This is a genomic window from Xylanibacter sp., from assembly GCF_057607445.1.
Map to the genome: position 1 here is coordinate 35,860 of NZ_DBLZAX010000001.1, position 15,436 is coordinate 51,295.

General features: G+C 49.5%; 9 protein-coding genes. 3 read left to right on the forward strand and 6 right to left on the reverse strand.

The window, feature by feature from the left end; genetic code table 11:
- Positions 1-215: 215 nt before the first annotated feature.
- The gene (locus tag ACZMIG_RS00125) at positions 216-587 is read right to left on the reverse strand and encodes a thioesterase family protein (protein WP_418874603.1); all 372 of its coding nucleotides are present in this window, start codon (positions 585-587) and stop codon (positions 216-218) included.
- A 142-nt stretch (positions 588-729) separates the two neighbouring features.
- Between ACZMIG_RS00125 and ACZMIG_RS00130 the strand changes: the two genes are divergently transcribed.
- On the forward strand, positions 730-1,239 hold the full coding sequence (locus ACZMIG_RS00130; protein ID WP_125105617.1) for a gamma carbonic anhydrase family protein: 510 nt from the start codon (positions 730-732) through the stop codon (positions 1,237-1,239).
- Between the two features lie 173 nt (positions 1,240-1,412).
- Here ACZMIG_RS00130 and ACZMIG_RS00135 read toward each other — a convergent pair whose 3' ends face one another.
- Complete coding sequence (locus ACZMIG_RS00135; protein ID WP_287601982.1) at positions 1,413-2,930, reverse strand: hypothetical protein; 1,518 nt, start codon at positions 2,928-2,930, stop codon at positions 1,413-1,415.
- A gap of 110 nt (positions 2,931-3,040) precedes the next feature.
- Positions 3,041-5,839, reverse strand: coding sequence for a TonB-dependent receptor (locus tag ACZMIG_RS00140; protein ID WP_418874602.1), 2,799 nt, complete (start codon positions 5,837-5,839; stop codon positions 3,041-3,043).
- A 202-nt stretch (positions 5,840-6,041) separates the two neighbouring features.
- Between ACZMIG_RS00140 and ACZMIG_RS00145 the strand changes: the two genes are divergently transcribed.
- A complete protein-coding gene (locus ACZMIG_RS00145) occupies positions 6,042-7,073 on the forward strand; it encodes a DUF4421 family protein (RefSeq protein ID WP_418874601.1) in 1,032 nt (343 codons plus the stop codon).
- A 679-nt stretch (positions 7,074-7,752) separates the two neighbouring features.
- Here the strand turns inward: ACZMIG_RS00145 and ACZMIG_RS00150 are convergent.
- Positions 7,753-7,926: a hypothetical protein gene (locus ACZMIG_RS00150; RefSeq protein WP_156316891.1), complete on the reverse strand. Its 174-nt coding sequence runs from the start codon at positions 7,924-7,926 to the stop codon at positions 7,753-7,755.
- Positions 7,927-7,966: 40 nt separating this feature from the next.
- Entirely contained in the window at positions 7,967-10,885 is a 2,919-nt protein-coding gene (locus ACZMIG_RS00155; protein ID WP_487888811.1) for a chitobiase/beta-hexosaminidase C-terminal domain-containing protein, read from the reverse strand.
- 449 nt (positions 10,886-11,334) lie between these two features.
- Here ACZMIG_RS00155 and ACZMIG_RS00160 point away from each other — a divergent pair, with 449 nt between their 5' ends.
- Positions 11,335-14,235, forward strand: a complete 2,901-nt coding sequence (locus ACZMIG_RS00160; protein ID WP_487888812.1) for a M16 family metallopeptidase — start codon at positions 11,335-11,337, stop codon at positions 14,233-14,235.
- A gap of 180 nt (positions 14,236-14,415) precedes the next feature.
- On the opposite strand, the gene ACZMIG_RS00165 is transcribed toward ACZMIG_RS00160, so the two are convergent.
- Positions 14,416-15,408, reverse strand: coding sequence for a malate dehydrogenase (locus ACZMIG_RS00165; protein WP_021853564.1), 993 nt, complete (start codon positions 15,406-15,408; stop codon positions 14,416-14,418).
- Between the last annotated feature and the right edge of the window lie 28 nt (positions 15,409-15,436).

Here is a 15,436-nt window from a genome sequence, read left to right on the forward strand (position 1 = left end):
TCCGGCAGATTACAAATCTGCCGGCACATTAGTCTTGTTGGTATTTATGCTTCTAATGAAGCAACTAAGCTAATGTTCTGTCAGATTTGCACGAGTTGTTGAGCGCAGCGAAAAATCTGACAGCGATGAATATAAGGATCTGCGATCCGCAGCTTGTCAACAAAAAAGGTTTTAGTCTTGTTGTTTTGTTCGATATACCTTTCGGTTGTAGCTTCTTACAGCTTGCTCATAAACTTCTCGCGGTCAACGATGAAGCGCAGGTGAGTGCCTTCGCCTATCACGACGTCGCCCTGCATGGCTTTGACGGTGAAATACAGCTTGCGGCCGTCTACCTTTGTCAGCGTGGCTTCAGCCTTGACCTCAACTCCTAATGGCGTAGGCTTCAGGTGTGATGACTCTATGTGTCCGCCTACGGTGGTGCTTCCTTCGGGCAGTTCGGGGGCAACGGCCGACATTGCGGCGTTCTCCATCAGCGCCATCATGGCCGGCGTAGCCAACACGGGCATGTCGCCCGAACCCATGGCCTTGGCGGTGAGAGCTTCGGTCACCGTCAGGCTGCTTGTGTGTGTAAGTCCTATTTCCAGCATAATATTTATAGATGATTTTATTTTTAATGTTCAAAAATACATAATCTTTACTTTACGTGCAAGCTATTAAGTGCCGATTTTTTGTTTTGCAATATAAAATAAACTAACTTTGCATCGTGAACATAAAAAAGATAATAACATTATGGCATTAATAAAATCAATAAAAGGTCTGACACCCAAATGGGGCAAGGACTGCTATTTCAGCGAGAACGCCACTGTTGTTGGCGAGGTTAACATGGGCGACGAATGCTCAATATGGTTTAACGCCGTTGTGCGCGGCGACGTGGCTCCCGTAACCATAGGCAACCGTGTAAACGTGCAGGACGGTGCCTGCGTGCATGTTACCAACACCACCGGTCCGGTTGTCATTGAAGACGACGTGAGCATAGGCCACAACGCCACCGTGCATGCCTGCACGATACGCCGCGGAGCGCTGATAGGCATGGGCGCAACGGTGCTCGACAATGCTGAAGTGGGCGAGGGCGCAATAGTAGCTGCCGGCGCACTGGTGCTGCAGGGCACAAAGATTGGTCAGCACGAGATATGGGGCGGAGTGCCTGCCAAGTTTATCAAGAAGACACGTCCCGACCAGGCAGAGAGCTTTGCCAAGCATTATGTTGAATACTCTAAGTGGTATCTTGAGGAAGAATAATTAAGTTGTGGCCGACGGCAGACAGCCGTGTGCCGGACGATGCTCTTTCGGCATAGAGTAAGCGCGGCATGCCGGTAAGGTCATTATTGCTATAACGCACAAAAAAAGTGACGCCCCGCAGGAATCATTCCTGCGGGGCGTCGTTGTCTTATAGGGGTCTTTAAATCTAGGAATTAATAGTCTGTGTTCTGAGGATCAAAGTTTGTCCATCCGTCGAGCCATGTGTCGCCTGCAGCGAAAGCTCCGATGTAAGAAACCTGGTCGAAACCGCTCAGCAGCGAGTTTGTGAATGCTGCAGCGCTGAGCAGCGGGCTGCCTGATGTCGGGATATATCCTGTTGTGTCGAACCAGCCTGTAGCAGCCTCATAGAACTTGTTGCCGCTCTGAGCCTTGAAGAATGTGCTTGAGAATGAAGGCTGAGATTCGTCAACCTGTTTTGTCTCGTAGTTGTAGAGACCGTCTACATAAATCTTGTTGAAGTCAGTACCAACGGCGTTGACATTAGCCAGCCAGATGTTCTCGAGCTTCAGGTTGCCTGCTGTTGCTGCGCCCTGTGTGTCGCCCTTCTCGTTGTCGATGATGATACCGATAGGCCAGCCTATTGCAACAGAGTTGAAGCAGTTGAGGTGAGTGTCGCGGCGTATGTGCATTGCAGCCTGGAATTTGCCGAGGCTTGAGCCGTTGTTGGGATAGTAGTTGCCGCCGTTGATGTAAGAAGCGTCGTTTACGAACGAAGCGTCTGTAGCCATCGGGCCTACGAGTGTCATGTTAGAGAATACGGCAGATGTGTGAGGCTCGCTGTTAGAACCGTCGGCGTTGTTGTCGCTCTCGAAGCTGTTGCTCTGTGATACGTCGGCAATCTTAGAGTCGCGTACTGACAGACCGAACTGAACTTTTCCGCTGAATCCGTTGTCTGTGTCGAAGTCGTCGTCCCAGCCTTTGTATGCTACAAGATATTTGCAGTTTACTGTTCCGCCGAACCATTCATAAGAGTCGTCGTTAGTATATGACACCTGTACGTGGTCGATCTTTGTGCCGCTTCCTACAGAACCGAGTGTAAGACCGTTGATCTCCTGGTCGGTCTGGAAAGGATAGCCTGCAAACTCGATGCGCACGTAGCTCAGCACGCCAGAGTTGTCAGCGTCGTCGTTACCTCCGTGCTTGGTGCGCGGACCACCCTCAATCTGCATTTCGCTCTTGTTGTTCTTAGCCTTACCGCAGAGGATGATGCCACCCCAGTCGCCCGGACGGCGGTTGCCTTTAGCCTCTTCTGATGTAAACACGATAGGTTCTGTTGCTGTTCCCTGTGCGATGAGCTTTCCGCCGCGCTCAGCTATGAGCGAAGCCTTTGTCTGCTTGTCGCCCTTGATTACGGTTCCCGGCTCTATTGTAAGCTCGGCTCCGTCGGCTATGTAAACCCATCCTTTCAGGATATATGTGCCTTTCTTGATAGTCTGCTTTCCTGTGAAAACAAACTCCTGGTCACCGTTTCCGATCTGTGTACCGTTGTCGTTTACGTTGGCGTCGCCGTCTGCCGTGAACAGCAGGTGGTCGCAGGCCTTGATACCGCCGTTGGTGGTCCAGTTGACACCGCTCTGTGTAGTGCCTGAATTGTCGTCGTCGCTGCAAGAGCTCATTGTGAGCGCCATTGCCATGATGCCTAAGCATCCGTAAAGTTTAAACTTGTCCATTTTCATCTTTTTGTTAAACATCTTATAGTGAATAATTTTTTTATTTTTCTTTTATGGGAGTAATATGACTGATGGGAGTGATGGGGCGGATGTTCCGCCTTGTCCCTTTATCAGAACTTATATACGGCGCTTACTCCTATGTTGCGGCCGGGCTTGTATACTCTTGTTATCTGCTCTACCTCGCGGCTTGTTCCGTTTGAGTAGTGAACGTCGGCAAACTGCTTGTAGTAGACTTTCTGTGCCAGCAGGTCGCGTATGCTTAGCTTCACTTCCCAGTGCTTGCCGAATTTCTTCGATGCCGAGAGGTCTATCACGTCGCGTGGCATCTCGTAGCTGTCGGGCACTCTCAGAGTCTCGTTGCCGCTTGTTGTTCCTTCGCTGCGTCCTACTCCGATTATTCGTTTGCCTATGCGGTTGTAGAGCAGTGCTATGTCGAGCTGCATCTTGTCGTTCTTGTAGAATATTCCGGTGTTCACGAGGTAAGGCGACTGGCCCTGCATGGGGCGGTTCTCCTCCTTTGAGCCTTCTTCAAACTTCACGCGGCTCTTAATCAGCGCTCCGTTGAACGACCAGCTGAAGCCGGGCAGGCCTATGAACGAGAGGTCTTTGCGTATGTCGAGCTCTATACCGTAGTTGTTGGCGCGCTTAGCGTTCATGTAAGAATACACAAGACTTGTTCCGCCCGTAACGGTGTAGGTCCACTCGATAGGTGAGTCGAAGTATTTGTAGAATGCCGCTATTGAGATAAGCTCGCCCTTAGAGGGATAGAACTCGTAGCGGAAGTCGACGTTCTGTATGTAGCATGGCTTCAGGTCGGTGTTACCCTGCACGTCTGATGCTAGGTCGAAGTCGTAGAACACTGAGGGCGACACCTCGCGGAACTCAGGACGGTTGACCGTCTTGCCGTATGACAGGCGCAGCTGGTGCTTGTCGTTAATCTTGTAGGTGGTGTTCACCGAGGGGAACAGGTCGCTGTATTCATAGTTGTGGCTGAAGGGGCTCTCGGCGTTGTCGCGTGTGTTTGTTATCAGCTCCATGTGGTCATATTCGTAGCGCAGTCCGGCGTATATGTTCAGCTTGCCGAGCGGAATGTTGGCTGCGAAATATCCGGCTCCGAGATAGTTGTTGCCCTTATAGTTGTTGCGCATGTGCTGTTCCTCGAGCAGATACAGGCGGTCGGCACCGAAGTAGCTCTCGTCGCTGAGCATCTCCGACAGGTCGTTCTGGCGGAATCCGTCGGGCAGCGTGTTGCTGGCAGCGTTCCAGTTGTAGATAAAGTCGCGGGTGGTGTACTTACGTGTGCGGTATTCGCCGTAGGCTCCAAACTTGAGCGACGGTGTGAATGAGCCGAACTTGAATTCGTGCTTGTCGTTCACTGCTGCCGATACGATGTGCTCGTCGAGCTTTGTCCATTCGCGCGATATGTCGTTGGGGCTTGTCAGCTGCATCACTCCCGGTTCCAGTGCGTCGTTGATGAGATAGCGGCGGCGGTCGGGCACGTTGCGGTTGGCGTAAGAGTAGCTTGCGCTCCAGTCGAGCTCATCCAGCGCAAAGGTGTGCTTTCCGGTTATCTGTCCGTTGTATGTGGTGCGGCTGCGGTAGTAATATTCAGCTGAGTTCTCGTTGTCCGACTGTGCGCTCAGTCCCTCGCGCCATGTGTAGCGGTCGTTGCCAATCTGGTTGAAGATGTTCTTCAGCTGATACTTGCTGTTGCCGTCGGCAGAAAGTAGGGTGAAGTTGAGCATCGCTCCCAGTCGCACGTTGTGGTTATACTGGTCGTCTACAGAGTAGCGCAGATAGTTCGACTGGTCTTTGTCGGCATCATACACGCCGTAGAGGTTGTTCTGCATGTCTTCATACTTGCGGTATTCGTTGCTGTAGTTGAAGGCAGCAATCATTCCGAGCTGGCGGTCGCCCAGTTTCCAGCGGCGTCCCAGCGAGCCCGACAGTTTCAGGTCGCCCAGCGGACTCATCGTCCTTACGCGCCAGTCGTTGTTAAGACCATTGTTCAGCAGGTCGACACCGTTGCCGGCAATGCTGTTCATCGTGGCGTTTATGCCGCCGTTGAGTCCGCGCATGCCGCTGTCGAAACCGAGGAAGTCGGTGCCCGAGCCCTTGGCATACTTGAAGTCGGAGAATGAAGAAATGTCGTTCCAGTTGCCGCCTACAGACAGCTCGGCTGTGTTTTCCGCCGGAATGTCCTTCGTCGTTATGGTGATGAATCCGCCGGTGTAGTCAGCCGGATATTCGGGCGACGGCGTCTTCACAATCTGCATGTTGTCTATCTGTGAACTTGGAATAAGGTCGAACGAGAAAGCCCTTGAGTCGGCTTCCGAGCTAGGCACGGCTCCGCCGTTGATCCAAACGTTGTTGTAGCGCTGAGAGAGTCCGCGCACCATGACAAACTTGTCGTCGATGAGGCTCACGCCCGGCACTCGGCGTATCACCTCTCCTGCGTTAGTGTCCTGTGTCTTTGTTATTTCCTGTGCCGATACGTTGCTCACTATGACGGGACTGCTCTTGGTCATCTGTATTACCGCGATCTCCGTATTCTTCCTAGCCACGCCGGTAACCGTAACCTCCTTCAGCGTCTGTTCGTCGGGTGTGAGCTTTATCTCTAACACCTGTGGCTGAGCTTCAGCCCGAATCCCGTCAATTTTTTTAGTCTTGTAAGAGATGTATTTTATGGTTAAAGTATAATTTGCGTTTTCGTCGAGTCCGCTGAACGTGAACAGTCCGTCGATGTCTGTTGCAGCCGCTTTGGCCGTTCCTTCAATCTGCACGGTTGCTCCGATGAGCGCCTCGCCTGTCGTACTGTCTGTAACTTTTCCCTTAATGTCTGCCGCGTATGCTCTGAATGCTGTCAGGATGAATATCAGCGCCACGGCTAATCTTAACCTTTTAATCATACTTTGAAATGCTTTCTATCGTTTACGGCTGCAAAGTTATATGCGGCATGTTGCAATAAGGTTAACGCCATGTTATGAAAGACTGACAAACGTGTTGCAATGGCGTAACGTTTATTTTCATTGTATGACAGCTTCTACGCGGGCATAAATCATTGACGCAGGAATGAAATAAAAACGCCCTGCCGCCGTTCTTATAATATATATGATAACACTACTGCTGGCGGTCGCACTGACGGCCGCGCCATACGACAGCACCTCGGTTGCCGCAGACGACACGATAGCGGCTAAAGACAGACTTAAGGCCGAGGCTTACCGGGCTAAGCGCGAGATAGACAAGATACTCGACATGCGCGACAGCCGGGCGCGGAGCCGTGTAGACACAAGCTATATTGAGCGCACGCCGCAGCGGCTGCGCTTCAGGCTCACGCTCAACGCCTCGGGCTCTGACATACGCACGCGGGGCGTCAACGCCGACGGCAACTTCAATACGGAGATGAAGGCGCAGAACAAATACACCGTAAGTCTCAGCGCCGCTTACCGCGGACTGTCGCTCAGCGTGGCCATGAACCCGGCACATCTTGCAGGCGAGAAGAAAGACTATGAGCTGAACATGAACGCCTACGGCAACAAGTTGGGCGCCGACGTGATATTCCATTCGGCAAAGACTTTCGAGGGCAATGTCCACACTCAGCGCGGCGACATCAGCATACCGGCCGGACTGATAAGCCAGAACATGCTGACGCTCAACGCCTATTATGCCTTCAACGGCCGCCGCTTCTCTTATCCTGCCGTGTTCAGCCAGTCGTGGATGCAGAAGCGCAGCTGCGGAAGCCTCATGCTCGGCGCCTCGTTCATGGGCGGAGTGCTCAAGGCACGCCACGACGACGTTATAGGCAACCCTGAGTCGAGGCTAAGCATACTCTGCGTCGGCTTAGGCGCGGGCTACGGCTACAACCTTGTGCTGCGTCACGGCTGGCTCATACATCTGTCGGCGCTGCCCGAACTTGTGGTCTACAGCCGAAGCAGGCTGACAACAGGCGACAGCCGTACCAGGATGCCCTACAGGTTTCCCAACATAATAGCCGTGGGGCGCATTGCCGTGATCAGGCATTTCGGCCGCTATTTCGCCGGGTTTACCTCTGTCGTAAACACCTCGCAGCTTGGCGACCGCGATGAGCTGCTGCTGAACATCACAAAGTGGCGCGCACGCATCTTTATAGGCATAAAGATCTGAGGCGTGCCGGCAGGATGTGAATAACTCTATACAGACGCTTTCGGCTTTTGGTATGCGTCGGCCGATGAATCTCGTATATTTTTTTGAACAGAAACTCGTCACTCGTCACATTTGCGTGTAAGACGTTGATAGTCAGTCTTTTGTCGTGTGACGAGTTGAAAATCCAACTCGTCACATAAGCGTCGCAAACCTGATGCGTGATGAGTTGAAACGACAACTCGTCACGCTACAATACGTTGATTATCAGAAGGTTAAACCATTATGTGACGAGTGATGAGTTTTTAGGAAAAATATTTTTTCGTACAGATTTGTTATATTTACTGATTTAGGTTGACCGGCTCTCCGCCTGCTCCTGACAGAGGTTGACTCAGCCCATGCAGGCAAAAGCTATCCTTTTGTGTCGTAAAAGACCACATTTTGTAGTCTGAAAGCATACCTTTCGCAAGACAAAAGACCGCGTTTTGCCAGACAAGGTTTTCGTCAGATTTTTCTTGACATAGCCCGTTATGCCTGCGAAAAATCTGACTAAAATCCGCTAAGCAAAAATACAGAGCAAACCCTTATGCCCGATTTGGGATAAAAACACCGGAGGGACATGCGTCATGGCGCATGCCCCTCCGTCAAACTGAATCATAAAAAACATGTATTAAGCCGTATGCGGCCGATGCCGCATTGGGGGTTAATCTTCACCCCAGATGCTCTTGTGCTCAGGCGCGAGCATAGGGTTGTCGCTGACTTCGTCGTTCCATCCGAGATCTGTATCTGATGTCGGAGGGATATTAGAGGCCTGCATCAGGTTGCCTTCAAACTTTACTTCTACTATTTTACATTCCGGTTTTATATACTTTTCCATAATATGTTTCTCCTTTATCTGTCTTATTTAATGTTGTTGTTTATTTCACTGCTACTTTCTTACCACCTACGATGTATATGCCTTTGGGCAGCTTGTCGAGGCTCTTGCCTGTGTAGACGCCGGTTATGGTGTAAATCTTTTGGCTGTTGTCGTTGCCGTTCATAACGCCGTCTATGCCAGTTGTGCCGCCGTCGCCGTCGAGCGAGAAGCCTTCAGGAGCCTGCGATGCGTCTGTTATGTCGATGGCAAGGAATGCGCGGTTGGCTGTGTATTCGAATGCTGCGCCGTCGGCTGCGCCCCAGTAGAATCCGCATTTGCCGTCGTTGCCAAGTGCAAGCTTGTAGTATTTAACGTTGGTTCCCTCAACAAATGTCATTCCGTCTGCGTCAACGTTGTCTGCGCCATAGAGCATGTTGCCTGCAGGAGCCGTTTCTTCAGATGTAGTGTAGTTCACAGTGTAGTCGCCTTTCTCGCCTTTAAGCACGATAGGAGTCTTAGCAGGAACAGTGGTGCCCGGCTGATAGTTGTAGCTTACGGTGAGCTGGCTTGTCTCATTGTTGGCTTTGGTTACAATTCCGCCCAGCACATTCTCCGGCATTACAAACGCCTTGTCGGTGTAGTATGTGGCGAATCCGGCGTCGGTTATTGAGAATGAACCGGTGGTAGGCTCTGACACTTTTTCCCATACAAAGGTTATGTCTTTGATGTATAATGCTCCGTCGTTGCTTCTTATTCCAACATAAGGATAGTTGCCTTCGATGGTCAGTGTTGTTTCACCTTTTGCTAAGCTGCCGATAAGTTCACCTTGGTTTGTATTACCACTTGTTTCATAAAGTTCTGCTGCGCTTGTATATGGATTTGTATTTCCGTAGACATCAATTTGTCTGGCGTTTGCAGTTGAATTATCCCATGTTATAATTATCTGAGATATTCTTCCACCTGATGTTGTAGCAACAATTCCAGAATTACTTTTATCTGATCTTAATTGTATAGAGCCATTTTTATTGGCAGAATTACCTGCATAAACAGCACCAGAAGTCTTTGTTACGCCGGAGAAATCTTTATAAGAATTAGCTTCTCCTTTCAAGTCGGCGGCTGTGATAACATCGCTATAAACCTGCTGGTTCGGGTCAACGATATTCACTGTGCATGTTGCAGTTGCGCCTGTGTATTTGTCGCTTTCTGCCATTGTAGCAGTAACTGTTACGCTTCCGGCTGTAGTGCCAGCCAAGAATTCGCCTGATGTTTCATCTATATACCAGTCGCCTTCAGTTGCAGAATAAGTTATTTGTGCATCCGGATTGTTTGATACGGCTTTCAGAGTAATTATCTCATCAAAGTTCACTGTATATGATGGCTGTTCAAATTCGAGTGTTGCGGCGGTCTTGTTTACCGTAAGTTCATACGAAGACTTAACCTCAGGGTCAGATGCCAGTGTGGCGGTTATAGTGGTAGTTCCTGCGCCTACGATGGTTATCTGTCCGTCTGTCTCACCGATAGTGGCAACGCTCTTGTTTGAGCTGTCGTAGTTTACTGCTCCCTCGTATGTGTTAGTCAGGGTAGGCAGAGCGCTTATGTCGCCGTTGTTGATATCTATTTCAGCCGATGTTGCTGTCCATGAGAATGTGTTTGTGTTTTCAGACTTTGTTATGTCGTCCTGTGAAAAGACGTTCAACTGCTTTGTGTCGAAGTAAATTCCGAGAACTCCAATTATGTCGATTGTTTCTCCCAATGTCATTGAGATAGACTCGTCGGCTGCTCTTACGGCTAATGTTGTTCCGTTTTGTGAAATCTCGCCGTTTCTGTTGCTGAAAGCAGAAGTTACTTCAGCTGCGGTTACTTTAACAAGGCGTGATTCATATTTGTCGTAGTTGTTTGTAAGTTCTTCAAGAGTAACTTCTGTCGGAGCTACTGCTCCTCCGTCTGTTATAGTTATGTCGCCTTCGATGCTTATCAGTTCGGCCCAGTTGTTATACATAAAACCTTTTACAGTGGCTGTGCCGTTGATAACCTGGCCTTCTTTTAAGTCGTTGTTATACTTGAAATATTGTATACCGGTTTCGTTTTCTTCGATAAATGCATTGTTGCCGCTAACCTTTGTTACAACGGCATTGTTCAGGCTTACAATATATTCTTTAGCGTCCTTTTGGCTTGTTACGTTGTCTTCTCTTATCTTGGCGCGCAGTTCGGCAAGTCCGTTCAGCGCATTAATCTTTGTATATGTGGCTGATACTTCACTGCTATTTTCCAATGCTCCGCTAGGGTCAACCGTTATGGCGCGTATTGTTGTTGTGGCGTCTATAGTAAGTCCTTCGCTTGGAAACTCAGTTGAGTTGGCGTCGAGTGTAGCCTCCGGGTCTGTAGTATAAACAATCTTTCCGCCTTCAGTGGCTGTTGAGGCTGTAACGGTCAATGTGTTTGCGAACGATGTGCCTGATGCAGGACTGAATGTCGGGGCAGAACATTGAGTGGTTGAAGAGGCCTTGGGTGTAAAAGTTAGACTATAAATATAATATGATGCTTTTTCAGAAGAGAATACGAACTGGCAATTTGGAACTTGTGCGGCTTCAGGTATTTCAATCTCGTAGTCTTTGAAATTACTTTTTTCAACATCACTTGCTGTATATGTCTTTATTTCAACAGGTTCGTTGCCTTCAATTTGATAACTGAATGTAAATGTTGTTCCATTGCTACTTCTTGTTAAATGTATTTTCACAGAAGAAAAAGCTTCTGTGAATACAGGACTTTTGATTGTTGCCGCTGTTTGTAATTGAGTACAGGATTTACCGGCATAATTTTGTTTTGCAACGGTTCCTGTTTTAGACCAGTCTGATGGCAGACCGTTAGAAAAGTCTATTACTTTCGTCTCTTGTCCCCATACGTTTACCGAGGCCAAGCACATAAGGGTCAGCAGCCAGAGCGCCAATCCTCTTCTTTGTGTGTGTAAAAGTTTTTTCATAAAATTAGTGTTATAAATTAGTCGATTTTTTAATAGTTAATATCTTGTATTATATCTTATGCAGGTGAGATTTTGTGTGCCTCAAGAGATAATTCAGAATTGTAATATATCCAAGGTGCAAATATATGGATATAATTCCAATAAATATAAAAAATGTGAATAAATTATTGCTTTGAAACTAATTTATAATGAAAACGTAAAACTGTATATGTTACGTGCTTGTTTGTCGATTTGTTTTTGCGCCTTAATCTTATTCGTTATATGAGTTTTGCGGCATGTCGTGGCTTTATACTTTTGTCGGTAATAAAGCTAAAATGACGTTAAAGACTTTGTGTTTTGGTGTGCAGCAGGATGGCATAAATGCATATTTTATTATTTTTGTGGAAACATTAAACACCGGCGCTGTACGGGCTGTATTCGCTGCGACACGCCAAATATAATACGAGGATATGATGAAACATACTGTTTTGCTGACATTCTTTATGGCGCTGACCGGCCTTTCGGCACACGCCGCCGGCTATGACGACAAGGCCATGCAGGTGAAAGAGATAAGGCTGAGTAACGGACTGACCGTGTGGATAAACGAAGACCACTCGCTGCCTAAGGTGTTCGGCGCAGTGGTGGTGAAGGCAGGAGCTGCCGACTGCCCAAATACAGGCATTGCACACTATTTTGAGCATATGATGTTCAAGGGCACCGACAAGATTGGTACGGTGGACTATGAGAAGGAACGGCCGTGGCTCGACTCGATATCAGCTAAATACGACCTGCTGGCTCAGACCGCCGACGAGACAACGCGCCGGCAGATACAGGCTGATATAAACCGGCTTGGGGCAAAGGCTGCCGAGTATGCCATACCCAACGAGTTCAGCAACCTTGTGTCGCGCTACGGAGGTTCGGGGCTTAACGCCGCAACGAGCCTCGACTATACCGTATATTACAACACGTTTCTGCCGCAGTATGTAGACCAGTGGGCGTCGCTCAACAGTGAACGCCTTGTCAGTCCCGTGTTCCGCCTGTTTCAGAGCGAGCTCGAAACTGTGTACGAGGAGAAAAACATGTATTCCGACAATGTGCTGATGAGTGCATACGAACGCGTGATGGAAAACTTCTTCGGCGGCACGCCTTATGCCTATCCGATAATAGGCAGCACCGAAAGCCTGAAGAATCCGCGGCTGAGCGAGATGCAAGGCTTCTACGACCGTTATTATGTGGCAGGAAACATGGCACTGATACTTGCCGGCGATGTGTGCGCCGACTCCATAATGCCGCTTCTTGAACGCACTTTCGGACGGATAAGGGCAGGCGAGGCTCCGGTGCGCAGCGAGTTTACGCCCGTGTCGCTCGCATCGCAGCCCGAAGTAAGGCTGCGCATACCTTATCCCATAGTTAAGGGCGAGCTTATGGCATTCCGCACTCCGCCGCACGGACATGCCGACGAGGCCGCGCTCGACATAGCCGTAAGACTGCTGACAAACAACTTCGGTTCGGGCAAACTCGACTCTATAAGCAACAACGGCGACGCGCTTATGGCCACGGCCATGACTGCCGCGCTGAAGGACGGTGGAATAACCTTTGTGGCAGGGGTGCCGAGTCTGCCGTTCGGCTCGCGCAAGAAACTTATGCGCAGGTGCATGGAGCAGGTGGACAAGGTGAAGAATGGCGACTTCGGCGACAGCGACCTGCAGGCGCTGAAGATGGAAGCCGGACGAGAGCTGAAACGTAAGCTGGAAGATGCCGACAAACGTGGATGGATGATGGTTGAGGCTTACGGCAACGGCGAAGACTCATGGGCGGAGTATCTTGCACGTGAGCAAGCTGTAGAGAATGTGAGCCGTGACGATGTGATGCGCGTGGCTCGCAAATATTTCAACAACGAATATATGGACTTCGTGAAAAAATACGGCAGCTATCCTTCCGACAAGGTGTCGCAGCCGGGATATAAGCCCATGCCTGCAAAGAACATAACGGCGCAATCGGCTTATGCCGCCATGCTCGACTCAATGGGGCACAAGGATGTTGAGCCGCGCATAATCGACTTCGACCGCGACGCTTCTCGCATAAGTCTCGGCCGCATGGCGGAGCTTTATGCCGTAAAGAATAACGTTAACGATGTGTTCACCCTGCAGCTTATCTATCACAAGGGAAAGGTGGCCGACCCGCGTCTTGGTGTGCTTGAATCGTATATCGACGCGCTCGGCACCGACTCGCTTACAAGTCAGCAGCTGCGCCGTGCCCTGCAGAACGTCGGTTCTACGCTCAGTTTCAGTGCCGGCAACAATTCGTTCACCATATCCATGCAGGGCTTTGAGCGCAACCTTGAGCCTTCGTTGAGGCTGTTGGCCCATTTTCTCTCGTCGGTTAAGCCTGACAAGAAGCAGATGTCTGAACTGAAACGTGCGTGGCGTCTTAACGACATGGCGTTTGTGAAAGACAATTCGAGCATTGCAAAGGCTGCACTGTCGAAGATAGTCTACGGCGACAAGTCGGCTTATCTCAACCGTGTGTCTGTCGGTGATGTCAAAAAAATGAAGCCCGAAGAACTTGTCAGCCTGTTTGACAGTCTGCAGAACGTGCAGCTGTCTGTCGTTTATTGCGGCAGCCGCGACGCAGCGTCGGTAGGGCAGGAGGTCAGCCGTCTGTTGCCTGTTGACAAAGCCTCTGAACCATATACTGACACATACAAGCCTCTGATGCAGTATGACGCCCCGGCAGTATATATATTAGACAACCCAAAGGCACGCCAGACCGTAGTGGCCACATACACGCCGCTTGCCCCACTGCCAGACCAGGACGGGCGCACTTGTCTGCAGCTGTGGAGCCGCTATTTCGGAGGTGACATGTCGTCTGTGATGTTTCAGGATTTGCGCGAACTGCGCTCGTTTGCCTATTACGCTTACGGCACGGCAGAGTTGCCGTCGCCCGTGCTTCATGCTGACGCTCCCGTAGGCTTCACTACAATGATGGGCACTCAAGCCGACAAGACGATGGATGCAGTGGCAACGCTCGACAGTCTGTTTGCCTGCATGCCAGTGCGCGACAAGAACATGAGCGACGCCCGCCGCTCGATGCTCAACGGCATAAACAACAGTTATCCTTCGTTCCGCAACATAGGTCAGACCATAGCCCTGTATCGTGCGCAAGGCTATAAGGTCGATCCTGACGCCGCCCTGGCGGAGTCGTTGAAGACCGTTACAGACGAGGATGTCTACGACTATTATAACAAAAATGTGAAAGGCCGTCCCTACATCCTGATTATTGTAGGCGACAAGTCGAAACTCGACATGCAGAAACTTTCAAAATACGGAAAGATAACAGAATTGAAGTTGGAGGAAATATACAGAATGTAATTTTTTAATTCATAATTCACAATTCACAATTCATAATTTACAATTCATAATTGGAACTGATGATTTAAACTCATTCCTAATTATAAAGTGTAATCATAATTATCCATTCTCAATTCTCCATTCTCAATTATACAAAAAAAAATCCCGGCTTTTGGCCGGGACTTTTTTTGTATAAATTAATTACAGGTTCGGGTTAATCTTGTTCCACTCAGAGATTTCAGGAACGATGTTCAGAGTAACCAGCTCGTCGCGCATCTTGCAGAGGTGCTCGTAGCTAGCGTCGAGTTTAGCGTTCTCCTCAGCAGTTCCCTGCGGCATCTCATAGTGAGCGCCGGTTGTGTCGAGAGTAGTCTTCATAGCCATCATGATGTGGTTGTATTTCTCGTTAGAAACATAAGTTCCAACAGGGAAACGGAAAGGCTCGCCACCCATCACGGCACGGATCATCTCAACAGAGAGATAAGCCGGGCTCTGGAATGAAGAACGTCCGCGGAGCTCGATAATCTTGGCACCACCCTTAGTAACGTCAACCTTCATCTGCTCCCACTCCTCGTTTGTGAACTCAGGTGTGCCGATGATTTCTGTCAGAGGTTTGCCGTCGATAGTTACGTGTGAGCCGAATACAGCCATCTGCTCTCCGTGACCGCCGTATGTAGCGCAACCTTCGATCTCGCTCTGCATAACGTTGAACTTCTTAGCCAGTGCGCTCTGCAGACGTGTAGAGTCAAGAGCTGCAAGAGTTGTAACCTGTGAAGGTTTCAGGCCAGAGTACAGCAGAGTTACAAGACCTGTAAGGTCAGCCGGGTTGAAGATGATAACAACGTGCTTAACGTCAGGGCAATATTCCTTGATGTTTTTGCCAAGTCCTTCAGCAATCTCGCAGTTGCCTTTCAGCAGGTCCTCGCGTGTCATGCCGGCCTTACGTGGAGCACCACCAGAAGAGATGATATACTTAGCGTTTGTGAAAGCTTCTTTTACATCAGTTGTAGCTGTTATCTTCACATCGCCGAAACCGCTCTGGCGCATTTCCTCAGCAACGCCTTCCGGTGAGAAAACGTCATAAAGGCAGATGTCGTTAGTCAGACCCATTGTGAGGGCTGTTTGAACCATGTTTGAACCAATCATTCCGGCTGCGCCGACGATTGTAAGTTTTTCGTTAGTTAAGAATTTCATAATAACTTGTGTTTTATTATTGTTAAGA